The organism is Thermococcus aggregans (genome assembly GCF_024022995.1).
Lineage (GTDB): Archaea > Methanobacteriota_B > Thermococci > Thermococcales > Thermococcaceae > Thermococcus_A > Thermococcus_A aggregans.
Window position 1 is genome coordinate 1509045 of sequence record NZ_CP099582.1, and the last position, 26170, is coordinate 1535214.

A 26170-nucleotide genomic window follows, 5' to 3' on the forward strand; every position below is an offset into this window, starting at 1 on the left:
AAGGTAGAATGAAAAACTTAAATAAAATAAGCCCAATATTCTCATTCGTATGGTGATGACTATGGAACTCATAAAGACTAATATTCCTCCGCTTGATAAAGCCCTTGGAGGGGGGCTAATTGAGGACAGCATTGTTCTGATAACATACGACACTTACTCACAAGGCTGGACTCTCGCTTTTGAGATTCTAAGAAGAAGAATAGAAGAAGGGGATTTTGGAGTGATAATAAACTCTGTGCTTCCCCTTTCAATGCTGAACATGGAGCTTGAGAGAATTGGCTTTGATATCTTCGAGGAAGGTGAAAAGGGAAATCTCGGGATAATTGATGTTTTCGCGTCATTCTATGGGATAAAATATAACCAGCCTTATGTCTACTACACTGATATGGATCGGGAAACGTACTTCCCGAAGTTCACGAGCCTTTATAGAAAGATGCTGGAGGAGAGAATAAAAGACAGAAGACCAATAGGAATCCAGCTAACTGCAGATGGATTTGCATTCCTATTGGGAGAAGAAAGAGAACTTAGAAACCTTCAAAAGAATCTGGCCGAAAAAGAAAACGCTCGACTCTACGAGAAAAGGAAAAGACCGATAAATATAGTACTCCTAAACAGGGACAGAGTTTCGCAAAGATATCTCTCATGGCTTGCTCTCTACAGCCAGTGTCAGATCGACTTCAAATCTCAAGAAGGAAAGCTGGAGGAGACGATGCTCATAAGGAAATCTCCTTTGTCAGGCTTTAGACCAACCACACGTATATTCAAAATAGAAAACGGAAAGATAATCATTACCTAGCAAGTTCTAATGCAAGCCTGGCGGCTTCTTTTGCATCTTTTGTAAAACGCACTTTTACGAGTTTTTTGTGGTCAAAGTAGCCATCCTCTGCCAAAAGCTCAAGCCGATCACTGGGGTAACCGGTGTCAGTGACTACGATTATTGGCTTTGAGCAATCATATGCCATCAATGCTTCCACCATTGTGCCTATTCCTCCCCCAAGAACCACGAGGACGTCAGCGGAGTTAACCATAACCGCGCTTCTCTCGACAAAGTCCATCCCGGTTTTTATTCTTATTGTGTTGAACTCATTTCCTTCCTGCCTTTCTGGGAGAATTCCTACAACGATTCCTCCAAACTTGGTGAACTCTCTGCTTGCTACTTCCATAATGCCCCCTCTGCCACCGGTAAGGAGAACAACGTTATCCTTATATTTGGCTAACTCTTTTATGAATTCCTTTGTCTTTGCAACGGCTTTTGGTAGGGGCTCGCTATCGCTTGAGCCCGCTATGGCTATCTGGATCATTTTATCACCCCAGAAGGCTCCTTAAAGCTGGGAACATGTTTACTGCAAGCAAGAACAACCCTACTCCTACGAAGAGATACGTTATGGACTTGGCAACTTTTGGTGGAAAGATGGCCTTCAAAATATCATCGAGCATCCTTCCCCCATCCAATGGGATCAGCGGGAAGAGGTTCATCAACCCTATGCCCAGATTCAGAACGTATATCCAGTAAAGCGAAAACGCAAGCGGGAGCACAATACCACTAAAGCCCACTTTGGAGGTTATATGCTGTGCGGGATAAACCCCTAGGTAACCTTTTTCGGGATTGTCCGGATGAGAGCCCAGAGGAATCTTGAGAACTATTCTTTCTCCTTTCCTTATTACCTCAACCTCTATTGTTTCTTCAGCCCGGGTTTTGTTCATTAAGTTAAAGAACTCCTCCACAGTTGCTATCTGCTGACCGTTTATTCCAACTATTATGTCCCCTTCTTGGAGATAGTCCTTAGCAGGTCCTTCCACAGCAAGTTTTGAAACCTCAACTCCAGCCGGCTGCAGTACGGGATTCAACGCATAACTTAAAAGCAAGATCGCCAGCAGAGCTGTTACAATGTTTGCCATAGAGCCTGCGGCATAAACTCTTAGTCGGCTCAGCAAGGGAGCCTTGAGTAGTTCTTCCTCATCCGGCTCAACAAACGCTCCGGGAATTACAAAGAAAAGCACGAGGCCAACTGACTTTAAAGGCAATCCCTCAGCTCTGGCCACAAATCCGTGACTCAGCTCGTGGACAAACATAACTACCATAAGCCCTATCAATCCGTACCAAAGGGGAATCGTAACGCCAGGTATAACAAGCTGAACGCCCGGAGTTGCGGCTTTTGTGCGGAGATTCTGTATGGCAAGGGTAAAGAGGGTATAAAAAACATATGCCATCCCAATGAAGCCGATGATTATACCAACTGTAGAGTACCCTTTCCAGAATTTTCTATACTTCGTTCCAACTTTGTCTATAAAATCGACAAATCTTTTGGTTCTCCATATCGCAATGAAAGCCCCAACTTGTAGCCCTTCTTCGCTTTCTTCGGCTTTTCTTCCAAATGCGAGGTACAAAACACCCCAGAAGCCGAGTATTAATGCTATTGCTGTAAGCAGGTTCACCATTTCCTCCACCTAATTTCACTCCAAAAAGAAGTTTAAAAAGATAGTGCATACCCTTTAAAAACAAAAGCCCTCAAGAAAAATACGCGATGATGAGTGATGGGCGAACCGAAGGATGAGGATGGAAAGGTGATCGCTGAGCGTCATTTTTGAAAGTTCCAGTTCTCGTTTCCATATTTCTCTTCTATAAGCTTCTCTGCAAGTTCAAACTCGTAATCTGTCAGTTTTCCTTCTTCAAGGGGGAATTCCTCAAAGAACTTCTCTTTCAACAGCTCGTAAGCTTCATCCCTTCTAAGTTCTACCCCTTCTCTTTCCAGCGTTGTTACCCTTTCCCATATGCTTGAAACGCCTTTATCTTGTAGCTTTTTCTGGGAAACTTTGAGCACTGAAGCGAGAACTTCAAGCCGAGTTGCATACATGAAAGTGCCATGCTGTAGGATGACTCCTTTTCTTCTCGTCTGAGCGGACCCGCTGATTTTCTTACCGTTAGCAACTATATCGTTCAGCCCGGCAAAACCGCCCTTTATTCCTACTTCCTCAAGGGCTTTAACAAGCGGAGCAGCCAAGAACCTGTAGCTCTCTTCTACATTTTTCAAACTCTCATGAAAATTCTCGCCTATAATTACACTGTAGGTTATCTCTCCGTATTGATCGTGGAAAACACTCCCTCCACCTGTAATCCTTCTCACAACGGGAATGTTAAGCTCCCTACACTTCTCCAAGTTAACGTCGTGCTCAACACTCTGAAACCTGCCAATAGTGATGGAGCTCGGTTTAAAGACGTAAAGTCTAACAGTATCTTCCACTTTTCCTTCAATTCTTGCCCTCATTATTGCCTCATCTATCGCCATCTGCACTTCGGGTCTTGCGACTATTAGGGGAATGAATCTCATAACACCACCAAGGAAGGAATGTGGCAAGGGCTTAAAAATGTGTGCTTAAAAATGGATTAAAAATAGAAAGGTTCGGTCAGGGGCCGATTAGTTCATCACTTCTCAGCAACCTACCCTTCACATCATCCCAATCCAAGTCGTTCCCTTACAATAAGCGGAGGATACCCAATTTTTGGAAAGACGAGCAATGCTTTGGCTTCAATGGCTTCTTGGGGAATGCATGGGAGAACACCCCCTTCAGCCAGGCCGATATAGTCTCTAAGAAATGGAAACTCTTCTATGTCGAGGGGATAGAAGTCGCGTATCCAGTTGTTGTCCCCTTGAATAACAAAGCATCTTTTTCCATTGTACTCAATTATATCCCTAACCCTGTGGATTATTGGATACCTTGTATATGGCCTCTTATAAACTACAACATCTCCTACCTTTATCTCGCTCGGGGGAACCCCTTTGAGAAGAACCACGTCCCCCCTATAAAACGTTGGTTCCATTGAACCGCTTATTACAATAACGAGGGGTGAATCGGTGTGAAGGGCAATTTTTAAACCGTTATGTACGGCAAAAACAACTACAAGACTGATAATCAGGAATGCAACGTCTCCTTTCCACCCACTTAACAGCTTCTCCTCCATTTTAACTCCTCCATGATTGTTCTAATTTTTGCTGGTATCGCTCCTATGGCAGTGCAGGTTTCCAAACTTATTCTCTTCCCGTCCGTGATATCTAAATGATAGTTGGCCAACTTAAAGATTTCCTTCGGTAGTCCATGCCTTCCGAGCCCCACAATCAACATAAAGCTTTCCCCTTTAAGTGCCCTCTCCGCAAGATGGCGTGGGGAGATTTCCTTATTCTCGTTGGGTTTTCGTGTAGTTGCTACAGCATGCCCAAACTGGGGAGGGAAACCCCCTTTTGGAAACTCAAGAAGATGAAACTTATTGGCTCTTGCAAGCTCTAGGAGGTACTTCCCATCTTCTCCGATGGTTGTACTTTGGGATATCTCCTTGGCTACTTCCACAGGCTTCTTTTTTTCAAAGGGAAACCCTATAAGGGCAAGATGGAAATCAAAGGCATAGCAGATGGGAGCTGACCTAGCGATGGCTCTTAGATGGGCCTCGTGAAGCTTCTTAGGATCGTATGAATTGTAGAGTGCCAAGGTAAGCATCTCACTCCCCTATATTAAGAAAGTGGGAACGTTTATTAAGTTGTTTCCCCAATATGTTTTTTGATAACAATGGTCGAGATTGATGACATTATATTTTTGGTGAGGAATGGAAAATATGAAGAGGCATTGGAGTTAGTTAACAATTTAAGCAGTAATTTGGATAAAGTATCAGCTCTTGGTATTATGGCCAAGGAGATTTATCCACAAGATATGGAGGTAGCTTATGGTTTTTTGGAAGATGCAGAGTACTTTTCCGAGAAAATTAAAGACAGGGGAGAGAAAGCGAATGCACTCGCAAACATTGCCTCTGCATATTACGAAATAGGGGACACAGAATACGCTCTAAAGATGTTTGAAGACGCAATAAAGGAAGCGGAAAAAATAAAGAAGCTCGAGGATCGGATATATCCTCTGGCAAGTGTTGCATACTATCTAGGCATTTCTGGACTCGTTGACCTTTCAATGGAGCTATTTGAGAGAGTTTTTGACGTAGTGGTTAACCTAAAAGTAAACTACGTGAAGAAAACTGAGTATTTAATAGATCTGGGCAACGTAATAGAGAGCGTTGGTGATGAACTCCCCTCAGAAGAGGCACTTAAATTTTACGAAAGAGCTCGCGATTTGTTTGAAAAGCTCCACGTACCTTCGAAAGCTGCAACCGTTGAGAGGAAAATCGACCTAGCTAGGACTCTTATCACAGTTGGTCTACCTGAAGTAAGGAAAGCCGTTTCCGAGGGCAAGTATATCTCCGCCGCCAAGTTAATTCTAAAGATATTCAAAGATGAAGAGGCAGCTATTGGTCTTTTAGAAGTAGCTCTGTGGATGAAAAAGAACGAAACCCTTGGCTATACTCGCATCGTTAAAGCCGCCCTTGAATATCTGCAGGAACTTCAGGTATCCGAGCGCTATCTCCATTATGTGATTAGGTTACTGGCCGAGCTTGAAAAGTTTGAAGAAGCGTTAAAGCTCTCTATGAACATTGAAGACATGAGAATAAGATCCGAAATTCTAGCGGAGATAGCCATTAAGATGTTAAGGAGCGAAGAAGTGGAGGGCGCTTTTAAGATAGCTGAGTCGATACCGGATACTTATGTTCGCACCGCTACACTAGCGGAGCTGAGAAAAATATTAAAATACTAAAAATAAAATAACTAAATAGGGTGAAAAAATGATATTTGATGCACATTCTGATTTGCCAACCTATATCTATGAGGAAAGAAAGAACGACAATGCAGTTCTGGAGAAAAACTTTGAAAGGTTCTTTGGAAGCTATATAAAATCGCGGGTAATGGCCATCTGGACGCCACCAGAAAGAAGACCTATAGCTTTGAGATACGCATTAGAGGTTTTGAACAACTTCCACAAAGATATCATTGAGAGTCCAAGCTTTGAGTTTGTAACCAGCGTAAAGGAAATGAGAAACGCCATTAAAAATGGAAAAGTTGCGCTCTGGCTTGGACTGGAAGGAGGAGAACCAATAGAAGACAGCCTGAACCTTCTTGAGGTATTTTACGCCCTAGGTGTAAGAGTCCTAACGCTAACGTGGAGCCTAAGAAATGCAATCGGTGACGGCGTCTTCGAAAGGACTAACGGGGGCTTAACTAACTTTGGCATAGAGGTGCTGGGAAAAGCGGAGGAGCTTGGTATAATCGTGGACGTGAGCCATCTAAACGAGCGAGGCTTTTGGGACGTCATTGAAACAACGGCATTTCCAATCATAGCATCCCACTCAAACGCCTATTCTCTCTGCCCCAATCCCAGAAACCTTAAAGATGATCAAATAAAGGCCATAGCCGAAAGGGAAGGAGTCATAGGGATTAATGCTATTCCAAGCTTTGTTGACAAGGAAAACCCAACACTAGAAAAAATGATAGCTCACATAGAGTACGTTGTGGATTTGGTAGGCTACAAACACGCCGGATTCGGGTTTGACTTTGTGTACTACCTCAAAGGATGGAGCGGAAAAAGTGTTGAGGGATTTGAAAACGAAAGCAAAATCCCGGAGCTTTTAAACAGGCTAAACGAAACTTTCAGCAAAAAAGAAGTGGAAGCAATAACCTTCAAAAACTTTGAAAGGGTTTTTGAAAGAGTCGCTGGGTAGCCAAAACCTTTTAACCCATTTATGTTTTTCTCTTTTGAGTGGAGAAAATGGAGGAAGTTTATTTTCTAACCTTCAGAGAGGCCAGAAAGTTACTGCTTTCCAAAGGAGAGGTTAGGGCAAACCTTGATTTAAGGAAAACTAACAGATCACATGTGGTTATTGTTGAGGAAGACAAGGTTATCTTCCCAGATGGAAGCGAAGTGGAGAAAGACCTCTTAAAGAAAATAGCAAAGGACGATAGCACTGTCTATTTTTTAAGGGGAGGGCATTTGTACAAAGCCGCAATTGCCACCGATGGCTTTTACAAGTTAGTTCCCACAATACCACCTACCATAGAGATAAACGGCATCAGAATGCACCGCACCAAAGAAGTAAACCCATTAAAAGATACCCGAAATAAGATAGAGACAGTAAACCCAAAAGAAGGGGAGTTTGTTTTGGACACCTGTATGGGACTCGGCTACACTGCAATAGAAAGCGCGAAAAGAGGAGCCTATGTGATTACAATTGAGAAGGATCCAAACGTTATTGAGCTCGCACGACTTAATCCCTGGAGCAGAGAAGTGTTTACATCTCAAAACATTCAGCTTATCCAAGGGGATGCATTTGAGGTCGTAAAAAAGTTTAATGATGAAAGCTTTGATGTAGTAATACACGACCCACCAAGGTTCTCCCTCGCCGGACAGCTGTACAGCGAAGAATTCTATGCAGAGCTGTTCAGAATTTTAAAGCCAAAGGGAAGGTTGTTCCACTATGTTGGAAATCCCGGCAAGAAATACAGACGAAAAGATCTCCAGAAGGGAGTAAGGGAAAGACTAAGAAATGTAGGGTTCAAAAATATCAAACGTGTCGATGAAGCTTTAGGCATAGTTGCTTCAAAGCCATGAAAAGCCATGATAGGTGAAAAAATGCTCTCCAAAGCCCTAAAGGAGCTAAAGGAATTCGCAAGGAAAGAGGGGCTCTATGGAAAAAAGATTCTGCTAATGTTTAGTGGGGGTAAGGACAGCAGTCTGGCACTTTATCTCCTCAAAAATGCCGGATTAGATGTTTCCGCAATAACGTTCATCCACAAGTGGAGCTGGAAGGAGCCTCTCCCACATATGCTCAAATTTACCGCCTCTATGGGTGTAGAGCACTACATTGTGGATATAACTGAGGGCCTTCTAAAAAATGCCATTGGAAAAAAAGGCCCCATATGCATCCACTGCAAAAAAGTCATGATGAAAAACGCCTATTGGTTTGCAAAAGTTAATGGGTTCGACATTATCGCAAAGGGGGACAATGCAAACGATAAGGTAAAGGGCGCACTTCTTGATCAATGGAAGGGTGACCACAGGCTAAGCAACCTTCCAAGAATCGGGATTCCAATTCTAAGGCCTTTGATAAACTATACAGCTGAAGAAGTAGAAATTCTCGCAGAGGAAGCGAGAATAAGAGTTTTTAGGATGTACGAGTACGGAAGGAGGAGACAGTGGAGAGAGGGGTGTCCTTTGCAGTATATTGACAAGGAGCAGATAATAAGAGAGGAGTACCTCGATCTGGCCTATGAGGCAAACTATGAAATAAGCAAAATAGCGAGGAAGTATAAGGTTAGAATGAGCGTCCGCGTGCCCTCTTTCGAGATAATGTGCCACGGGTGTAATAATGAAATCCTGAAAGAGGCTAACAATGTCATTAAAGAGCTCAAAAGGAGGTTTGCCAATGCTTCCTCTGGGAAAACTTAGAAACGAAATTTTGAAAGAAGTCGTCCTGGAAAATCTTCCCATAGTTGATGATAAAATACTAATAGGGCCAAAAGAAGGGTTTGATGCAGCTGTTCTGGAATACGATGAAGACAACTACCTTGTGATTGCCACAGACCCGGTTCTCGGGGTTCCAAAGGAGCACTTTGGGTTTTTCACTTACCATTTCGCCTCAAGCGATGTGGCTGTTTTTGGGGCAAGGCCGAGATGGCTAATCATCGACCTTCTTTTGCCCCCAGGAAGCAGAAAAGAAGAGCTAAATGCTATTATGAAGGAGTTAAAAGAGGAGTGCAAAAAATACGGCACCTCAGTAATTGGAGGGCATACGGGGGTTTATAAGAACGTTAGAGACCTCACGGCGACAACAACGGCTCTTGGCCTTGTGAAAAAAGATGAGCTAAAACTTCCCCTCGCAAAGCCCGGAGATGAGATAGTCATAACAAAGGGTGTCGCCATGGAGTTTGCGGTTGGAGTGGCGTGGTTTAAAACTGAGGAGCTCAAGGGCATTCTCTCACCTTCAGAGATTTCGGCTTTAAAAGAAATGTACAAGCTCGAAAGCGTTATTAAAGACGCGCTTTTGGCAAAAAGGTTTGCAAGGGGAATGCATGACGCAACTGAAGGCGGCTTGACAGCTTTACATGAGATAGCAGACAACTCAAAGGTTGGTTTTGAAGTTTACTACGAAAACATCTACATACCCCCACTTGTAAAGAAAGTTGTGGAACTTTACGGCGTAAATCCGCTAACAGTCTCATCAACGGGGACTTTAATTATCATTTCTCCCCCAGAAAACACAGAAGAACTAATTAAAACGCTCCAAGCAAATGGGGTAGATGCATTTCTCATTGGGAAGTTTACAGAGGAGAGGGAGAGAGTATTGATAAAAAACGACAGAAGGGAGGAGTTCCCAGAATTTGAAAACGACGCATATACAGAGGTTTATTGATCATCCTATCTTGTATCTCAACAATGCAGCAATTCCACCAAGTGCCTTGAGCTTCTCTCCCCCTTCATGCTCCGAGCTCACTATCACTACCTCTCCTCTCGTGCTCCTTACGAACTCCATTATTTGCTCTATTTTATCCTTAACATCCGATTTTAACAGCTCATCCAAAACTAAGAGAGTCTCTATAGCCCCATAATTCGCGGCTTCTTCAACCTCTTTCAAACCATAGGCAACCAATCCATTCTTTGCTATCTCCTCAATAACTCTTTCCACAAGCTGAATTTCCTTGGCGACTCTGTTTTCGTGGTAGACCCTATCAACGGTACCCCTCCTAATGACCTCATAAATGCCCGTTCTTCCGGTAACGCTTGTATCCTCTAAGACAACTTTCTTAGCCAAATCAGGATAGTTTTCACTCAAGAACTTGTAGAAGTTTTCCTTTGTGAATCCCGGCCCGGCTACAATAGCTTTGTCCACGTTTTCCCTTTTCATTATGTCAATCATTGTCTTGGCGAGCTCATGGAAGAACTTTTTCTCTTCGCTCTCCCTGTCCGAGTTATATCTCTTCCCTCCAAGGTTGTGGGTTATGTTTGCTATGATTTCAACACCATACTCCCTAACAACCGCTATATCAGCTTCTCCCTCGTCAATCACAACTATCATAACCCTCGCTCTTTGAGAAGCTTTAACAGCCTCCTCTAATCTCTCAAGGTGATGTCTTTTCCACTTCTCTTTCTGTATTGTTATCGTGCTGTTCTCTTCAACGGCTATCGTGTGGTATTTCCCAAGAGGGACTTCCTCTCTGGAGGTATATACTATGGGGCCGGTTATCCTCAGAGCGTTTGCAAACTTGCGGAGGTTTACCTTCTCCACCTTAACCCCAAGAAACACCGGGATAGCTTGGACTTTTTCTGGCCTTAGAGAATCGCTCCTCTGGCTTTGTTTTCTGAGAGTTTTAGCGTAAACTACGTCGCCTTCCTCAATGATGTGATAAAGATGCCAGAGGTCATCGAGAGTCTCGACTTTAACTTTGATTTTACCCTCTTTGGGGTCTTGATGAACTATCTTCACTCTCACCACCAACTCAAGATTTGTGGCTTACCTTTTAAATAATGGGGCGCAACTTTTAAAAAGCAATGTCTTTTATTCACCACGACTAGGCGGGTTTAGCCCGCGGGATGTTCCGCTCTGCGGAGAACCACAAACAGCGAAAACGAGGTGGAAAATATGGGAATGTACAAGTACATTAGGCAAGCTTGGAAAAGCCCAAAAAAGAGCTACGTCGGAGAACTCCTCAAGCAGAGGATGATTAAGTGGAGAAGAGAGCCAAGCGTCGTTAGAATTGAGAGGCCAACAAGACTCGATAGGGCTAGGAGCTTAGGTTATCAGGCAAAACAGGGTTATGTTGTCGTTAGAGTTAGAGTGAGAAGAGGCGGAAGGAAGAGACCAAGGTGGAAGGGCGGAAGAAAGCCCTCTAAGATGGGTCAGGTTAAGTATTCACCCAAGAAGAGCCTCCAGTGGATTGCTGAGGAAAAGGCAGCAAGAAAGTTCCCCAACCTTGAAGTTCTTAACTCTTACTGGGTTGGCGAAGATGGGATGTACAAGTGGTTTGAGGTAATTTTAGTTGACCCACACCACCCAGTTATTAAGTCTGATCCAAAGATAGCCTGGATTGCTGGAAAGGATCACAAGGGTAGAGTCTTTAGAGGCCTTACAAGTGCTGGAAAGAGAAGCAGAGGACTGCTCAACAAGGGTAAGGGTGCTGAGAAGATTAGACCAAGCATCAGGGCAAACAGGGGTAGAGGTAAGTGATTTAGTTTTCTTATCTTCTTTTCTCTTAAATCTACCATTTGCGTTTAATTCTCAACTGCTAATATCCTTTTATGACTCTTTGCAACTGTCTTTTAGTAATGCTTAAATTTCATGAACGACACGTTTTAAAGTGGAAGAGTGAAGAACCTCTGAGGTGAGAGACATGGCAAAGCTTCAGGCTCATCATATAAGGGTATCAACTTTTGCCCATGCAACAGAGGATCCAGAAAAAGTCCTCGAAGCCATGGGGACTTTTTTTCCCGAGGATATTCCGTCAGAAGACATAGAGTTTGAGATAATCGAAACCGAGGGTTATTTTGGAAATCCAATAAAAGTGATAAACGCTGAAGTAAAGAGGAGCAGAAGCGTAAAAAAGATGCTGGAGCACCTTAAAAATCTCCTAAGTGAAGAAGATAAAGAGTATCTCTTGGAAAACCTTGAAGAAAAAGTTGATGAGACCGGGACGTTCTTTATCCGCTTCAGCAAACAGAAGGCATATTTAGGAGAGGCAGTAATAGGAGAAGGAGAGGACGTTATCCAGGTCAAGATAAAAGTCAAGGCCTTCCCAATGAGGAAAGAAACAGTCGTAAAAGCAATTAAGGAGTGGCTGAGCGAATGAAGTGGGTTGAAATGGACATCAGAAGCGAGGAAGCTTATAATCAAGCTAAGGAATGGTACGATGAGGTTGTCTTTACAAAGAAGATCTATTTGAAAAGCTCCCCAAATTTTGAGGAGCTCAAAAGTGAAGTCAAAAGCCTCAGGGAAAAATACGAAAAAGTTGCCCTGCTACTCATTACAGAAAAGCCTTCTCTGGTAAGGGAAGTAAGGAAAAGGATTTCAAATGCACTTATTTACGTGCAGGGTGGCAATCTAAGGGTTGTTAGATTTGCGATAGAGAACAAGGTCGATGCAATAATTTCTCCAGAATACGGGAGAAAAGATTCCGGCCTTGATCATGTCCTTGCGAGACTAGCAGCAAGGAACGACGTCGCAATAGGATTTGCTCTTTCTCCTCTTCTAAGGGCAAACTCCTATGAAAGAGCCAATATTCTGAAGTTTATGATGAGAAACTGGCGGCTTGTGGATAAGTATAAAGTGCCAAGATTTTTGACTTCCTCTGCTGAGTCCAAGTGGGAAGTACGTTTTCCTAGAGATTTAATGAGCCTTGGGATAAACATTGGCATGGAAATTCCGCAAGCAAAGGCTTCGCTAAGTTTTTACCCCGAAATGATACTAAAAAAGTTCAAAAAGAGTTAGAAAGGTGTTACTCGTTTTCTTCAAGCAAACGAGTTAACAATGCCCACTGCTGGTCTTCAAAAGCCTCCTTTTCTGCAACGAGTATTAGAGTCCCCTTATGACTTACAACAAAATCCTTCAACCTGTTTAGGAATTTTATTACACTTGTGAACTCATTGTACATGACCAAATATTCCAGACAGTCTATTATTATAATTCCCCTACCCCCAGCCTCTTCAATGGCTTTTAAGTATTTGTATGATAACTCTGTCATTTTCTCTAAGTTCGTAGGCGGGATTGCTTCTACTCCGCTCTCTTTGGTAGCTGTAGTCACAAAATAATAAGTCCACGTCTCCGGGATATTGGTCAAAGTTCTTACAAATGCAAGGACGGGCGCATCTTTCAGTTTTTCTTTTATCCTTTTGTACTTTTCCGAGTTTATTATCTTGACACCGGGCTCTATCTCGACTTCATGGATTTCCATCGTTTTTAGCTTGAGGAATTGTTCCGAAGATGCCAATTTTATCGTTAATGAAGTCAACATTACAATTAATACCATTGAGATTCCATAGCCTATAAGCGGATACACTTCACTGGGGTTTATGTAGATTAGCGGGATCGGAAGCAAATGTAAACCAAAGAGAATAAGTGCGCCTTTTAGATAAGCAATCTTTTTCCCATAAATCTCTTCAATTTCGCCTATTTGCAACCCTGCAATAACAAAGAAAAATGCTGCAACACTATGAGAACTTAAAAGCGAAGCAAATCCTGTAGCTTTGGAGTCTGCTGTGTAATCCACTAAAACCGTATAAATGGTCAAGGCAAGAGCTAGTGCTAGGAATTTTGATATCTTTGTGGGGTCTAATTGTAATCCATTATTTTCCTCCCAAATCAAATTAATACTTCCCAAAAAGAACAGTATTGAAACTAGAATTACCAAGATACTAGCAATGTAGGGATTACCAGCATTGTAAGTCAACACAAGCAGAAAATCAAAAAGCCATGTCAATGACAAATACAAAGCGGATTTTCTCCTATTTTTAAGGTAAACTCTAAGTATCAGTCCAAATGCGAGCAAATCCGCAATTAATACGATTGCACCTTCAAACATCCCTATTAGCTGGTAGTTTACCATCTAAACCACCCCTCTTAGGATTGGCAAATCCATCCCATGCAAACGGTTTTGTAGGAGGAATTCTTGTTATTTCCTCATTTTCAATTTTAATAATCAATATCTCTGGTCTCGCTATAACAAGAGCCATTTTTCCTCTTTCTCTATACTTTACCACTCTGTAACCGTTGTCTTCTTTGACCAACGGAAGTGCAATTGTGAATGGATAGTTAGGGTAATATACGATGTCATTATTTTTAACCATTCCCACTAGGTCACCAAATGCATAATGGCCGTACAACGGAATTATTGTCCCATTTGGAAACTCCTCCTGGAGCTCTTTGAGGTACTGGATTGTAATCTCCAGCCCACTAAGGATTATCGTTTCTATGTTCTCCAATTGGTGCAAAAAGAGATCTAACAATGGAGGGGCACTTCTTATGGTATTTATTTTATCTTTCTCGAGTACCCTCCTCGTGTATTTAACTAGCGGCGCTAATCTGCCCCTTAAAAGATATTCCAGTCCTTTTTCATACAACTCTCTTTTTATCCCATCGGTTTCGAACCCAATAAAATATAAAAGGCCACTATACGACCAGACTAGCTCACTAATTTCTTCCTGGTACCAACCATAGGGTCCATGTGCAATTGCCCTCATCTTGTGTTTTTCGTCATACTTTTCATTCAATTTGTAAACCTCATCGAAAGACAATTTTAAGTATTTCACAAGAACCTTTACGTACTCATAGTCCCAATGTCCAATTGCTCTTTCCCCGGTTGTACCTGATGATTGATAAAACCGTATCTTTCCATTATAATTTTCAGGGAGAAACTCCAGCCAATTATTTCTTAAGTATTCCTCTTCAACAAACAGACCTTGATTAAAAATTTTCTCAAATATCTCCTCCAAGCTCCCTTCAAAAATTTCTTCCAAATTGAACTTACTCCGTTGTTTCTTCCAATATGGGGTGTGTGACAGGTGGTATTCAAAAACCCTCCATAGGTACTCTCGTATTTGTTCTTTATCAATTTTTAGAGGATTTTGGTATTCGCTTATTATATTTTCATACACTACCATTATATCCCTCCTCCAAAAATGATATCATAGAGGTATTAAGGTTCATAACTATGTTTCGAAGTTCTTAATTAATGCTTACTTATTATTGACGTTTATTAATGTTTCTAAAACTAACTAAAAAACCTTAAATATTTTGACAACACCAAACCAAAATAAGTTAAAACAAGAAGGTGAGTTTTAATGAACGGGTTGATACTTGGAAAAACAGATAAAGAAGAACTTAGATATACCATTGAAACTGCTTATAATTTCACCGCATTATGGAAAGAAAGGTTCGAAGAATTAAACATAAACGATTTATGCCCTGAATATTTTCTCAGCAATATAAACAGGATACATGTAACCCCTCATGACCTCAACGATAAAGAGAGAGTATGCCCGGAATATATCAAAGAAAAAAAAGTTTTCCATGGAATTATGAGGACCAGCGGCACAACTGGAGAACCAAAAAGGATACCTTTTACAAAGGATGACAAAAAGAGATATGGTCGGCAAGCTTGGCCATGGGTAAGTGTTTATCTCGACAACGGATCCACGATAGCATCGTTTTTTCCACAATTGCCTTCTTCTTCGGGAGTATTCGCTTTTGGGGCTCTTGAATCAGTAGACGCAAAGATAGCATACCACCAGATCCCAATACAATACTTGCGAATGAAGGATGCACTACTAAAGGAGTTCAAAAGTATAAAACCAAACGTCCTATTTGCTCTGACAACTGCAGCTTATGTGTTAGGTTTAACACTCCCTGAAGATATCAAAAATGACATTCAAGTAATAGTAGTAGGCGGAGAAACGCTGACAGAAGAACTCGCAAGAGCTACCCTCGAGAATTTCCCGAATGCTATTATAGTTGATAATTTCGGCAACACAGAAGATGGGATAACAGGATACAGGATAATAACAAAGAACAAAGTAGAATCCTTTTCCTTCCCCGAGTCTATGATTATATTAAAACCGGATGGGGACGATGAGTACAAGGAGTATCACGAAATCTACATTACCAAAATAATGAAAGAGGGAGAACTTACAGGATTGCCATTATTCAATTACAAGATTGGAGATTTGGCAAAAGTCGTTGATGGTAAAGTCATGAACATAATCAGAGTAAAAGACGTTGTGAGCTTATCTGGAGCAAAACTCCACATAGACCAAGTTATGGACATCGTTCATAGATATCCCTTCCTAGTAGACTTTGTGATAATTTACCACCCTCTCTCGCCGGGTAATCCGAAACCAAAAGCCATAATAAGGGTGGGATACATTGGAGAAAAGCCCGCTGGCATAGAAGATGAAATAAGGGAGCTGATATATGAAGCCAACAACCCCGTTAGGTATGAAGTGGAAGAAGCAAAGTCTTCTGAGCTTATTGTAGAGGCAGTTCCAGCGGAAGAAGTTAGAAAAGGCCTGCCCCAAAAACCAGGCAAAACAAAGAGAATATTCATAGTTGGAAAAGACATCTAACACTATTTTCTTTTTTCGTGAGGCAAAATTATTTAACTTGAGAGCATTAATTCTATTTTGGGTGAGAAATTATGAAGCCAAAGATAATTCACGATCCCATTCATGGGAGTATGAAGGTAAGCGGACTCATATTGGATCTCATAAAAACCCCAGAATTTCAAAGACTAAGGAACATAAAGCAATTAGGTCTTGCGTACCTTGTCTATCCCGGCGCAAACCATTCTCGCTTTGAGCACTCCCTCGGCACATATAACATTGCGAAACGGCTTGGTACAGAGCTTGATCTCAGCGAGGAGGAACAAACTCTTCTAGAGGCAGCCGCTTTGCTTCACGACATTGGTCACGGCCCGTTTTCGCACACGTTTGAGCAAATATATGAGCACTACGTCAGAGAATACGATCACATGCATCTTGGCCAAAACATCATACTCGGAAAAATCGACATAATAGACGGAGACATAGATGGAAGGCAATTCATACCCGAGATACTGGAGTTTTACGGCTACGAGCCAAAGGAAGTTGCCAATCTTATTCTGGGAAAATACGAGAAAAAGTACCTTGGACAAGCACTACATGGAGACGTCGATGCTGATCAGCTCGACTACCTCATCAGAGATGCCCACTACACCGGTGTAGCCCATGGGATAATTGACCTTGAGAGGCTTTTGAAAGTCATAAGAATCCACAATAATGAACTTGTGGTCGATGAAAAGGGAGTAGAGGCTGTTGAAGGGATGATGGTTGCTAGGGCGCTAATGTACTCCAGAGTTTACTTCCACCACACGGTGAAGATAGCAGAGGGGATGCTAACGAGAGCATTGGAGTTCGCTCTTGAGGATGGTCATCTCTGGGACTTCTGGAAAATGACCGACTGCAGGGTTCTTGTAGAGCTTGAGGACTTGGAAGGCTACCCAAGAGAGATCGTAAAGCGCATTAAATACCGCGACTTGTTTAAGGCGGCAGTGCTATTGGGAGCAGATGAGCTCACTACTGAGGAAAAAAGAGAATTGCTGACAGTTTACAGGAACATAAAGAAGCGGCAGGAACTTGAAAGAAAATTAGCAGATGCTGTAGGAGCGAGAGAGGGGGAAGTCATTATAGAATTCTCGACGGCTGACCTAATGCTTACAGAGCCAAGATTAAAGTCAACAGAAATCGGAGTGATAATGCACAATGGAGAAGTGAAGCCCCTAACAAAGGTCACACCCCTTGCAAATGCTCTCAAGAGGCGCCAAACACCAAGATGGGCTGTTATGATTGCATCACCGTCAAAATACGTTGACAAAATTAGAGAAGTATGGAGAAAAGTCCTCTTCAGCTAGAAAGTTTTCTATTTATACTCTTTTTAAGCTCCTCAATCATTTCAATGAGCTCATCGGCATCCCTAATTTCGTTGAGCTTCTCCTTTGGAATGAGCGGAATTTCTCCAACAACCTCGGTTCTGGTCTTTTCGAGAATAAAGAGTCCATCGCTTTGGATAATTTTGCTAACTTCATTTACCATTTGCGCCCTTTTAATTGTCGATACAGTTTTTCTCTCGCTTATACCGGTTAGAATTTTTACCCCTTCTTCCTTTGAGATGGCATCGAAGGGTGCTTTTTTGATTTTAACAACACCCATTCCAAACTCCTCTAAGCGCCTGAAGATTTCCTTTTCAAGTTCTGTCTCCGGTTCAACTTCCATCTTAGCTTCAACTTTAGCGTTAAGGATGTCAATAGGCTTTGCTACCGGGGCATCAAAAATCTCTTCAAGCCGCAGGGCAATCTCAATGCTCATAGCTTGCTCTCCCCGTTCATAGTTCTGAAGGCTCTTCCTTGAAACACCAAGAAGTTCTGCGAGTTCTCCAACGCTGTAACCGTGCCTTTCCCTGAGCTGTCGCAGATATTCGCCGTTAACCCTGACGTAAAAGCCCCCTCTCTCAGCGAAGATTGCAGGCAGTTCATTTTCCACAAGGATGTCGTAAAGGGTTTGAGGACTTAAAGCATAAACCCCATGCCTCTCGTACACTACTCCCTCTTCAAGCTCCTCGTTTTTAGACCTCAATCCTACGATAAGTGGAGAAGCCTCGAAAAGCTTGGCTAAACGCTTCAAATCTTCCGCCTGTTCCTCCGTAAGAGAGTCAATGTTTTGAAGTACCTTCACAAAGAGCAACAGAAAGAGCCTACTAGCCGCTAAGTCGAAGCATGATCCTTTAAACTCCATTCTAGCAACCCTAAATCCAGTCCCCCTGAATATGCTCTCAACAATTCGCAATAGTCTTTCTTTTTCTCCCATACCATTTATAAATAGGACTCAGAATTTAAAAGTTTTCTATTGATGGATAAACTTTTAACCCTTAAACGCTTCCTACGGGATGATGAAGCTCCACATAGGAATTGACGATACGGATTCCCCAAATGGGATGTGTACCACTTACCTCGGTGCCATGCTGTACAGAGAAATATCTAGGGTAGCGGAGCCTTTAGACCTACCAAAGCTTATCCGTTTGAATCCAAACGTCCCATACAAGACGAGGGGAAATGGAGCCGTTGCAATGAGCTTTGAAGTTGAAGAAGACGATGTGCCGAAGATAAAGGAGCTGGTTTTGAAAATGGTTGAATCTCTAGCAGATTTTAATCACGAAAACACAAATCCTGGCGTTGTATTTTTGAAGGGAGAAGTGCCGAAAAGGCTGGAAGACTTTACATATAGAGCCATTTGGGAACACGTTACCATTAAAGAAGCCGAGGAAGTTGCAAGAGAGACGAACGCAGAGATTTATAAATTCAAGCTCGGTAGGGGCATAATCGGAGCTCTTGCCGCAATCGGGCATCCATTGAGGAATTTTACCTACGAGCTCCTTGCATATAGGAAAAGAGAATTTTGGGGAACAGAACGGAGGGTTAACAAAGAGAGCGTATTTGAAGCTGATAAGCTGACGTATCCATTCACCTACGACAACGTTGACCCCTTCAAGGGGAGCGTCTTAATAACTCCCCATGGAAAAGACCCCGTTTTGGTCGGTATTAGAGGGATAGATAAAAACAAAGTTTTGTGGGCATTTGAGAACATTATTATTGAAGAGCCGGTCGAGTTTTTCCAGATTTATAAAACAAACCAGAATACAGATGAGCATTTGAGGTTCAGAAAGATTGACGAGCTAAAGCCATTGGAGAGTGCAATTGTAAAGGGGAGAGTCAGCAGAAGCTACTGGGAGAAAGGAAGGCATGTGTTTTTTGAGCTGAGCGATGACACCGGGACGATTAGGGTTGCGGCCTTTGAACCCACCAAGGGGTTCAGAAGATACGTAAGAATGCTAATCGAAGGTGACGAAATCATTGCAGCCGGAGGAATCAAAGAATTCAACGGTGTCTTGACCCTAAACCTAGAAAAATTCTATCCTATAAAGCTTGCCGAGAAAATAACTTACGAAAAGCCAAAATGCCCAAAATGCGGGGGAACTATGAAAAGCAAGGGAGATTACTTGAAGTGTAAGAAATGTGGACATAAAATGCCCAAAATCCTTATTCCAAAAAAGCTGCCCCGTGAAATTGAGAAAAAAATTTATGAAGTGCCGCCGGATGCAAGAAAGCATTTATCAAGACCGTTAGTCCTCCCATTGGGAGAAGAAAAAATTTTGGAAGCATTTGAAAAGAGCTAGGCTTTTTCTCGCTTTTCAACCTCTTCTATGTAGGCTATTATATTGTCCACTATTTGAGGAGCAAGGCCTATATAGTTTTCAGGCTTCAGCGAGTTAAGGTCGTCCTCACTTAAATACTTCATAGCCTCGCTCTCCTTGACTACCTCCAGCAAATCTCTTCCCTTCTCAAATGCCTTCATGGCAATTTGTCTCACCAGTTCATGTGCTTCTTGTCTCCCCATGCCCTTCTCTGTAAGCTTAAGCATCAGAGGTTCTGCCATTATCAGATTCTTTGTCAAATACAGGTTTTTCTTTATGTTTTCTGGGAAGAACTCCAAACCGGAGAGAACTGTTTTCATAGTCTTCAACATTTCGTCCAGAAGTACAAACGTCTCCGGAAGGATAACCCGCTCAACTGAGGAATTAGTAAGGTCTCTCTCGTGCCACAGCGGGTTGTTGAGCAGAGCCGGAATAACGTTGGAATAAATGACTCTCGCAAGTCCACTGACCTTTTCACACCTTACTGGATTTCTCTTGTGGGGCATCGTCGATGAGCCAACCTGCTTCTTTCCAAAGGGCTCACTTACTTCCAAGATTTCGGTTCTCTGGAGGTTCCGTATTTCAAGGGCAATCTTATCCAAAGTTGATGCTATTAAAGCCAAAATCGCCATGAGTTCTGCGTAGATGTCTCTTTGAATTATTTGGTTGCTTATTCTGGCGGGCTTAAGCCCAAGGTCTTCCATGACCAGACGTTGAATCTCAAGTCCTTTTTCACCAAAAGATGCCATAGTTCCAACGGCGCCGCTCATCTGACCAACAAGGATTCTTTCTTTTGCTTCTTCAATTCTATCAATATGTCTCTGGATTTCATCGAGCCAGATGGCGAACTTCATCCCATAAGTAGTTGGGACGGCATGTTGGCCATGGGTTCTCCCGATGCACACCGTGTATTTGTGTTCTTTTGCGAGCTTCTTGAGAATTGAACGGAGCTCTCTCAAATCTTTCAAAACAATCTCCAGAGATTCCTTAATTAAAAGGGCATTCGCAGTATCGATTATATCATTGGACGTTGCCCCAAGATGAACGTATTTTCCGTGTTCCCCACATACCTCGCTTAGAGCCTTGACGACTGCCATTATATCGTGGTGGATTTCAGCTTCAATTTCCTTAACTCTTTCAGGCTTTACGTACTTTGTATTGGCCCTCTCGGAAATAACGCGGGCACTTTCTTCGGGAATGTTGCCGACTTTTGCATGGGCCCTTGCAAGAGCAACCTCTACATCGAGAAGCTTTTGAAGTTTGTTCTCCTCGTCCCAAATGCGTTTCATTTCTTCACTACCATACCTGTAATCAATTGGATGAATGGCCATTAATATCACCAATTTTTTGTAATAATCAACCTTAAAAAGATTTTCTAATGTACATAAAGATGTTAAAACCGAAACTCAACTCCTCAGCTTTTTAGAGCATATTTGGAAACTCTGGTATTTAACCGAAAAGTATTTAACTATATATCCACAGTTTGCTATTGACAAAACTTTCGGAGGGTGTCAAAAATGGCAGAGGAACATGTTGTCTTCATAGGAAAGAAGCCTGTTATGAACTATGTATTGGCCGTAATAACCCAGTTCAACGAGGGTGCAAAGGAAGTTAGCATCAGAGCAAGAGGTAGGGCTATCAGCAGGGCTGTTGACGTTGCAGAGATCGTCAGAAACAGGTTCCTTCCAGAGGTTAGAGTTAAGGAGATAAAGATCGGTACAGAGGAGCTTCCAACAGCTGATGGAAGAACAGCCAACACCTCAACAATTGAGATCATCCTCGAGAAGCCATGAATTTAGCTTTTCTTTCCTTTTCACAACTTTACTCGAATTTTTACTTCAATTCCTTTTGAAGTGAAAACAAAGGTTTTAATAGTCTCGCAGTCAAGTATTCTTGGTGTGATTAGTGGAATTTGAAAGGATTGATGTGAGGGATGAGAGAGCCAAAGAATTGGCCCAGATCCTCGCAAATGAAACGTCTCTTCTAATACTACAGCTCCTGCAAGAGAAGACACTCTCAATGTCAGAGATAGCAAAGGAGCTTGGAATTCCAATGTCAACTGTCTCTTATCATCTGGATAAAATGATACGGGTAGGTCTCGTGGAGGTTGCAGGGAAAAAGTACGGCAAAAGACTGCAGGAGGTAAAGCTCTATAGGGCATCATCAAAGCCAATTCTTCTGCTTCCCAGAGGAATGCCAATCAAAAAACATTTTCTGAGAGTTTTTGAGAAGATACAAATAATAAGCCTGGGAATTTCGGGTTTGTTGGCCTCGGGGGTGTATGCTCTCTCCAATAAACTGCTCACGAAAAATATCTTGAGGGAGGAGAACATAACTTACACCATTGAAAAAGCAATCCCTACCTCCAAAGCTCTTAATGAAACCGTTATGCAACCTTCAACTAAAACTCTCATAGTGCCATACATTTTAGCAATTTTAGTATTTGTGGTGGGGTCTCTCCTAATTTCCCGACACTTGATGAAAAAGAAAATCTAATCCCAAAACATTTTTAAGTCCCCTATCGTAGTCCAATATGAATCAGGAGGGAATAGCAATGATGCCAAAAATTACTGTAGAGCAAATAGTTAAAAGAAAGGCAGTTGTTGTTAGACCAGACGAGACTGTAGAGAAAATTGCGAAAATCCTCGCGAGAAACAAAGTAAGCAGTGCAGTTGTTATGGACAAAGACGAGATAATAGGTATTGTCACAGATAGGGATATCCTTAATAAGATAGTCGCTAAAGGAAAAGATCCTAAAAAGGTAAAAGTCAGCGAGATAATGACAAAAAACCCTGTAACAATAGAATATGACTACGACATTCAAGATGCAATCGAGCTAATGATGGAGAAAGGTGTAAGAAGACTCCTTGTAACAAAGTTTGGAATGCCGATGGGTTTCGTCACAGCAGCAGATCTGCTTGCAGCGGTAAATGCCTACAATCACGAGGAAGAGGAATCTGAAAAAGAAGAGGGAGAAGTTTACGGAATATGCGAGGTTTGCGGGCAGTATGCCCAGCTCCACAGAGTCGTCCACGAAGGCTACGAAAGATGGGTATGCGAGAGCTGCAAAGACATGCTTGAGAGTTGAATACTCCTTCGATTATTTTTAAATCTGCTTTAGCTTAGTTTATATTCCCAAAGGTTTAAAACTCTTCTAAGGAATACAAATCTAGAGGTGAAAGAATATGGAAAAGAAAACTGGAACAACCACCGTCGGAATTAAGTTGAAAGATGGAGTAGTGCTGGCCGCAGACACTCAAGCTTCTCTTGATCACATGGTGGAAACACTCAACATAAAGAAAATTCTACCTATAACAGATAGGATAGCAATAACAACTGCAGGAAGCGTTGGAGATTTGCAGGCTCTGGCAAGAATGCTTGAAGCGGAGGCGAGGTATTACCAATTCACATGGGGAAGACCAATGACAGCGAAAGCAATGGCGAACTTACTCAGCAACATACTTAACGAGAGCAAATGGTTCCCCTACATGGTCCAGATAATAATTGGTGGGTACGTTGAAGAACCAACACTCGCAAGCCTTGACCCACTGGGTGGTTTAATCTTTGATAACTACACCGCAACAGGTTCAGGGAGTCCATTTGCAATAGCCATACTCGAGGACGGATACAAGGAAGACATGGCCATTGAAGAGGCCAAAGAATTAGCCATAAGAGCTGTTAGGACAGCGGGTAAGAGGGACGTGTATACCGGAGAAAGAAAAATACAGGTAGTCACAATAACCAAAGATGGCATGAAGGAAGAATTCGTTGAGTTTAAGGAGTGATTGTATGCTTTCTGGTGATTAAATGAGGAACAAATCTCTTTTTGCCCTTTTTCTAATAAGCGTCTTTTTTATTGCGATCTTTTACCATAACTACTCCTATCCGGGTGAAGATGCCCAGCAAGTGCTCCAAATTGCATCCAACATCTCAAAAGAAGTAGAGGGAATAAGGGGGTTGAAATTCAAGGAAACTCCAAAGATAATTGTTCTCACCAGAGAAGAAGCTCTCAAAAAATGGGGACCAGGCAGAGAAGATCACCAAGAAATCAAGAAGTGGGAGCTAATATATAAGATGACTTTTCTTGTCCCCCTCGATTACAACCTTACAAAAACAAAGATAAAAGAAACCGCTTCTTGGATAGCAGTAACTTCGGGAAATAAGGTCTACATAATCTCGGAAAATTTCTTTAAAACCGAGGACACAGCCAAGAGAGTTCTGGCTCACGAGTTTACTCATGTACTACAAAAGCAGTATTTCGACCCAGAGTACCCAAAAACACTCGATGGGAGTTTAGCCGTCAAAGCCCTAGTTGAGGGAGATGCAGATTTAACAGCTGACCTTTATTGCAAGAAGCATGGCATCAAAATAGAGAAGATAACATCACTAAACCTCAGAGACCCTCCTATGAACTTCGGGTACTTTCCTTATGTTTTTGGGGATAAATTTGTCGAGTATCTTTACCAAAAAGGAGGGTGGGAGCTTGTTAACGATGCCTACTCCAATCCTCCTCAGACAACCCAGCAGGTAATGCATCCAGAACTTTATTTGGCCAAAGTTCTCCCCCAAGAGGTAGAGGTAGAATTAGACAGAGAGTACAAGATAATTCACGAAGACAGGCTTGGAGAGTTCTATTTCTATCTCCTTCTCCTAGTAAACGGTATGAATCAAGAGGAAGCGCTGAAAATCTCCATAGCATGGAAAGGAGATAAACTAGTCTTGGCAGAAAATTCCACGCACTACGTGCTGATTTGGAAGAGCCTGTGGAGCGATGGTAAAGCTCTTCAAGAGTTTCAGAATCTTTTCATCAAAAAGTCGGAAGAGTCGAGCAAATTGAAAGCTCGAGTAATTACCAGCGGAAATGAGCTTACGCTTAAAACAGTGCTTCCAAAAAAACAATAAGTGTTCTCCTATGTCTAGCTTTGTACTACCATTATCGAAACTTCTTTTTGATCATTAGGAACGGAATGAAGATTTTTGGACGAAACATTTCATTACGCAACAAAAATAGTTATAAATGCCAAAAATCAAACATTATCTGCCTAAACCAAAATATTTTGAGGTGGTAGAAATGGCTGAAAAGAAAAGAAAAAGGGTGGTAATTCTAGGTGCTGCTGGAAGAGATTTCCACAACTTCAACGTGTTCTTCAGGGACAACCCCGAGTATGAAGTAGTTGCATTTACTGCAACTCAGATTCCAGACATTGAAGGAAGAATATATCCTCCCGAGCTTACTGGTGAACTTTATCCAAACGGAATACCAATATGGAGCGAAGATGACCTTGAGAAAATAATCAAAGAGCACGACATTGACATAGTTGTTTTCGCTTATTCAGACGTTTCCCATGAACACGTTATGCATCTTGCTTCAAGGGCACATGCTGCCGGTGCTGACTTCTGGCTCCTCGGACCAAAGAGCACAATGCTAAAGAGCTCCAAACCCGTGGTAGCAGTTACAGCCGTTAGAACTGGTTGTGGAAAAAGCCAAACCTCAAGAAAAGTTGCTCAGCTTCTCCAGGAGATGGGATACAAAGTAGTTGCAATAAGACACCCAATGCCATATGGAGACCTTAGAAAGCAGGTTGTCCAGAGATTTGCAACCTTCGAAGACCTCGACAAGCACGAGTGTACTATCGAAGAGAGAGAAGAGTACGAGCCTTACATCGAAAGGGGCATGGTTGTCTACGCGGGTGTTGACTATGAGAAGATACTAAGAGAGGCTGAAAAAGAAGCCGACATAATTCTATGGGATGGAGGAAACAACGACTTCCCGTTCTACGAGCCCGACCTCTGGATAGTTGTAACTGACCCACACAGGCCAGGCCACGAGCTCAAGTACCACCCAGGTGAGACCAACTTCCGCGCAGCTGACGTCATAATCATCAACAAGATCGACACTGCTAACAGAGATGACATCCAGAAGGTCAGGGAGAGCATTGAGAAGATCAATCCAAATGCTACTGTTATTGAAGCCGCTTCACCAATATTCGTTGACAAGCCAGAACTCATTAAAGGAAAGCGTGTTTTAGTTGTTGAAGATGGTCCAACACTCACCCACGGAGGCATGAGGTACGGAGCTGGATACGTTGCCGCAAAGAAGTTCGGAGCTAAGGAGATCATTGACCCAAGACCATACGCCGTAGGCTCAATCGTTGAGACATACAAGAAGTACCCACACCTTGATGTCATCCTTCCAGCAATGGGTTACGGCAAGAAGCAGATCAAGGAGCTTGAGGAGACAATCAACAGGGCAGATGCCGATGTTGTCATAATGGGAACCCCTGTTGACCTCAGAAGGTTCATGAACCTCAACAAGCCGGCCGTTAGGGTCAGGTACGAGCTCGAAGAAATCGGCCAGCCAAAACTCAAGGACATCCTCGAAGAGTGGGCCAAGAACTGCGAGAAGCTCAAGAAGTGAACTCCTTTCCTTCTTTTATCTTCTACTTTATCGGGAGGAATTTATTATTGATGTATCCTTCCATGCATTCTACTGATCACAAATATAATTGCGATTGACCATGTTTATTATTAAGT

28 protein-coding genes are annotated in these 26170 nt (G+C 42.3%); 18 read left to right on the top strand and 10 right to left on the bottom strand.

Annotation, left to right across the window (positions count from 1 at the left end):
- The first annotated feature begins 49 nt into the window (after positions 1 to 49).
- Positions 50 to 796, top strand: coding sequence for an RAD55 family ATPase (locus NF865_RS08235; protein ID WP_253304261.1), 747 nt, complete (start codon positions 50 to 52; stop codon positions 794 to 796).
- On the opposite strand, the gene NF865_RS08240 is transcribed toward NF865_RS08235, so the two are convergent.
- From NF865_RS08240 to NF865_RS08260, 5 genes are all read right to left on the bottom strand, one after another.
- Entirely contained in the window at positions 789 to 1301 is a 513-nt protein-coding gene (locus NF865_RS08240; RefSeq protein WP_253304262.1) for a TIGR00725 family protein, read from the bottom strand. The genes NF865_RS08235 and NF865_RS08240 overlap by 8 nt on opposite strands.
- Before the next feature lie 4 nt (positions 1302 to 1305).
- Entirely contained in the window at positions 1306 to 2439 is a 1134-nt protein-coding gene (locus tag NF865_RS08245) for a site-2 protease family protein (protein WP_253305631.1), read from the bottom strand.
- Between the two features lie 140 nt (positions 2440 to 2579).
- Positions 2580 to 3329, bottom strand: a complete 750-nt coding sequence (gene lplA, locus NF865_RS08250) for a lipoate-protein ligase large subunit (protein ID WP_253304263.1) — start codon at positions 3327 to 3329, stop codon at positions 2580 to 2582.
- Positions 3330 to 3451: 122 nt separating this feature from the next.
- Positions 3452 to 3961 (bottom strand): signal peptidase I, encoded by a 510-nt coding sequence (locus NF865_RS08255; protein ID WP_253304264.1) that lies wholly within the window; start codon positions 3959 to 3961, stop codon positions 3452 to 3454.
- Entirely contained in the window at positions 3943 to 4491 is a 549-nt protein-coding gene (locus NF865_RS08260; protein ID WP_253304265.1) for a DUF531 domain-containing protein, read from the bottom strand. The genes NF865_RS08255 and NF865_RS08260 overlap by 19 nt, the downstream gene beginning before the upstream one ends.
- 69 nt (positions 4492 to 4560) lie before the next feature.
- Between NF865_RS08260 and NF865_RS08265 the strand changes: the two genes are divergently transcribed.
- The 5 genes from NF865_RS08265 to NF865_RS08285 are packed head-to-tail and all read left to right on the top strand — an operon-like array spanning position 4561 to position 9280.
- Positions 4561 to 5631, top strand: a complete 1071-nt coding sequence (locus NF865_RS08265; protein WP_253305632.1) for a DUF357 domain-containing protein — start codon at positions 4561 to 4563, stop codon at positions 5629 to 5631.
- Positions 5632 to 5659: 28 nt separating this feature from the next.
- Positions 5660 to 6592 (top strand): dipeptidase, encoded by a 933-nt coding sequence (locus tag NF865_RS08270; protein WP_253304266.1) that lies wholly within the window; start codon positions 5660 to 5662, stop codon positions 6590 to 6592.
- A 47-nt stretch (positions 6593 to 6639) separates the two neighbouring features.
- Positions 6640 to 7479 carry a class I SAM-dependent methyltransferase gene (locus NF865_RS08275; RefSeq protein ID WP_253305633.1) on the top strand — a complete coding sequence of 280 codons (840 nt, stop codon included), beginning with the start codon at positions 6640 to 6642 and terminating at the stop codon, positions 7477 to 7479.
- Positions 7480 to 7500: 21 nt separating this feature from the next.
- Positions 7501 to 8316, top strand: a complete 816-nt coding sequence (locus tag NF865_RS08280) for a DUF7411 family protein (RefSeq protein ID WP_253304267.1) — start codon at positions 7501 to 7503, stop codon at positions 8314 to 8316.
- Positions 8294 to 9280: an AIR synthase family protein gene (locus tag NF865_RS08285; protein WP_253304268.1), complete on the top strand. Its 987-nt coding sequence runs from the start codon at positions 8294 to 8296 to the stop codon at positions 9278 to 9280. The genes NF865_RS08280 and NF865_RS08285 overlap by 23 nt, the downstream gene beginning before the upstream one ends.
- On the opposite strand, the gene NF865_RS08290 is transcribed toward NF865_RS08285, so the two are convergent.
- Positions 9281 to 10351 (bottom strand): mRNA surveillance protein pelota, encoded by a 1071-nt coding sequence (locus NF865_RS08290; RefSeq protein ID WP_253304269.1) that lies wholly within the window; start codon positions 10349 to 10351, stop codon positions 9281 to 9283.
- A gap of 156 nt (positions 10352 to 10507) precedes the next feature.
- On the opposite strand from NF865_RS08290, the gene NF865_RS08295 reads away from it, so the two are divergent.
- The 3 genes from NF865_RS08295 (at position 10508) to NF865_RS08305 (ending at position 12349) form a co-directional block, all read left to right on the top strand.
- Positions 10508 to 11092: a 50S ribosomal protein L15e gene (locus NF865_RS08295; RefSeq protein WP_253304270.1), complete on the top strand. Its 585-nt coding sequence runs from the start codon at positions 10508 to 10510 to the stop codon at positions 11090 to 11092.
- A gap of 163 nt (positions 11093 to 11255) precedes the next feature.
- Positions 11256 to 11711, top strand: coding sequence for an RNA-binding protein (locus NF865_RS08300; protein ID WP_253304271.1), 456 nt, complete (start codon positions 11256 to 11258; stop codon positions 11709 to 11711).
- Entirely contained in the window at positions 11708 to 12349 is a 642-nt protein-coding gene (locus tag NF865_RS08305; RefSeq protein WP_253304272.1) for a Ribonuclease P protein component 3, read from the top strand. Before NF865_RS08300 ends, NF865_RS08305 begins: the two co-directional genes overlap by 4 nt.
- 7 nt (positions 12350 to 12356) lie before the next feature.
- On the opposite strand, the gene NF865_RS08310 is transcribed toward NF865_RS08305, so the two are convergent.
- Both NF865_RS08310 and NF865_RS08315 read right to left on the bottom strand, forming a co-directional pair.
- Positions 12357 to 13463, bottom strand: coding sequence for a DUF835 domain-containing protein (locus NF865_RS08310; protein WP_253304273.1), 1107 nt, complete (start codon positions 13461 to 13463; stop codon positions 12357 to 12359).
- A complete protein-coding gene (locus NF865_RS08315; protein ID WP_253304274.1) occupies positions 13432 to 14517 on the bottom strand; it encodes a hypothetical protein in 1086 nt (361 codons plus the stop codon). Before NF865_RS08315 ends, NF865_RS08310 begins: the two co-directional genes overlap by 32 nt.
- A 180-nt stretch (positions 14518 to 14697) precedes the next feature.
- Here NF865_RS08315 and NF865_RS08320 point away from each other — a divergent pair, with 180 nt between their 5' ends.
- Together NF865_RS08320 and NF865_RS08325 are read left to right on the top strand one after the other, a co-directional pair.
- Entirely contained in the window at positions 14698 to 15978 is a 1281-nt protein-coding gene (locus NF865_RS08320; RefSeq protein WP_253304275.1) for an AMP-binding protein, read from the top strand.
- Positions 15979 to 16049: 71 nt separating this feature from the next.
- Positions 16050 to 17300 carry an HD domain-containing protein gene (locus tag NF865_RS08325; RefSeq protein ID WP_253304276.1) on the top strand — a complete coding sequence of 417 codons (1251 nt, stop codon included), beginning with the start codon at positions 16050 to 16052 and terminating at the stop codon, positions 17298 to 17300.
- On the opposite strand, the gene NF865_RS08330 is transcribed toward NF865_RS08325, so the two are convergent.
- On the bottom strand, positions 17293 to 18252 hold the full coding sequence (locus NF865_RS08330; RefSeq protein WP_253304277.1) for a transcriptional regulator: 960 nt from the start codon (positions 18250 to 18252) through the stop codon (positions 17293 to 17295). The two genes, NF865_RS08325 and NF865_RS08330, sit on opposite strands and share 8 nt — an antisense overlap.
- An 82-nt stretch (positions 18253 to 18334) precedes the next feature.
- On the opposite strand from NF865_RS08330, the gene tiaS reads away from it, so the two are divergent.
- Complete coding sequence (gene tiaS, locus NF865_RS08335) at positions 18335 to 19618, top strand: tRNA(Ile2) 2-agmatinylcytidine synthetase TiaS (RefSeq protein WP_253304278.1); 1284 nt, start codon at positions 18335 to 18337, stop codon at positions 19616 to 19618.
- On the opposite strand, the gene purB is transcribed toward tiaS, so the two are convergent.
- Positions 19615 to 20967 (bottom strand): adenylosuccinate lyase, encoded by a 1353-nt coding sequence (purB, locus tag NF865_RS08340; RefSeq protein ID WP_253305634.1) that lies wholly within the window; start codon positions 20965 to 20967, stop codon positions 19615 to 19617. The two genes, tiaS and purB, sit on opposite strands and share 4 nt — an antisense overlap.
- 186 nt (positions 20968 to 21153) lie before the next feature.
- Between purB and albA the strand changes: the two genes are divergently transcribed.
- From albA to NF865_RS08370, 6 genes are all read left to right on the top strand, one after another.
- Positions 21154 to 21429: a DNA-binding protein Alba gene (gene albA / locus NF865_RS08345; RefSeq protein ID WP_004067437.1), complete on the top strand. Its 276-nt coding sequence runs from the start codon at positions 21154 to 21156 to the stop codon at positions 21427 to 21429.
- A gap of 112 nt (positions 21430 to 21541) precedes the next feature.
- Positions 21542 to 22132, top strand: a complete 591-nt coding sequence (locus NF865_RS08350; RefSeq protein ID WP_253304279.1) for an ArsR/SmtB family transcription factor — start codon at positions 21542 to 21544, stop codon at positions 22130 to 22132.
- Between the two features lie 58 nt (positions 22133 to 22190).
- Positions 22191 to 22724, top strand: coding sequence for a CBS domain-containing protein (locus NF865_RS08355; protein ID WP_253305635.1), 534 nt, complete (start codon positions 22191 to 22193; stop codon positions 22722 to 22724).
- Positions 22725 to 22821: 97 nt separating this feature from the next.
- Complete coding sequence (gene psmB, locus NF865_RS08360; RefSeq protein ID WP_253304280.1) at positions 22822 to 23421, top strand: archaeal proteasome endopeptidase complex subunit beta; 600 nt, start codon at positions 22822 to 22824, stop codon at positions 23419 to 23421.
- Positions 23422 to 23443: 22 nt separating this feature from the next.
- Complete coding sequence (locus tag NF865_RS08365) at positions 23444 to 24538, top strand: eCIS core domain-containing protein (RefSeq protein ID WP_253304281.1); 1095 nt, start codon at positions 23444 to 23446, stop codon at positions 24536 to 24538.
- Positions 24539 to 24707: 169 nt separating this feature from the next.
- On the top strand, positions 24708 to 26054 hold the full coding sequence (locus NF865_RS08370) for a cyclic 2,3-diphosphoglycerate synthase (protein ID WP_253304282.1): 1347 nt from the start codon (positions 24708 to 24710) through the stop codon (positions 26052 to 26054).
- Positions 26055 to 26170: the final 116 nt, after the last annotated feature.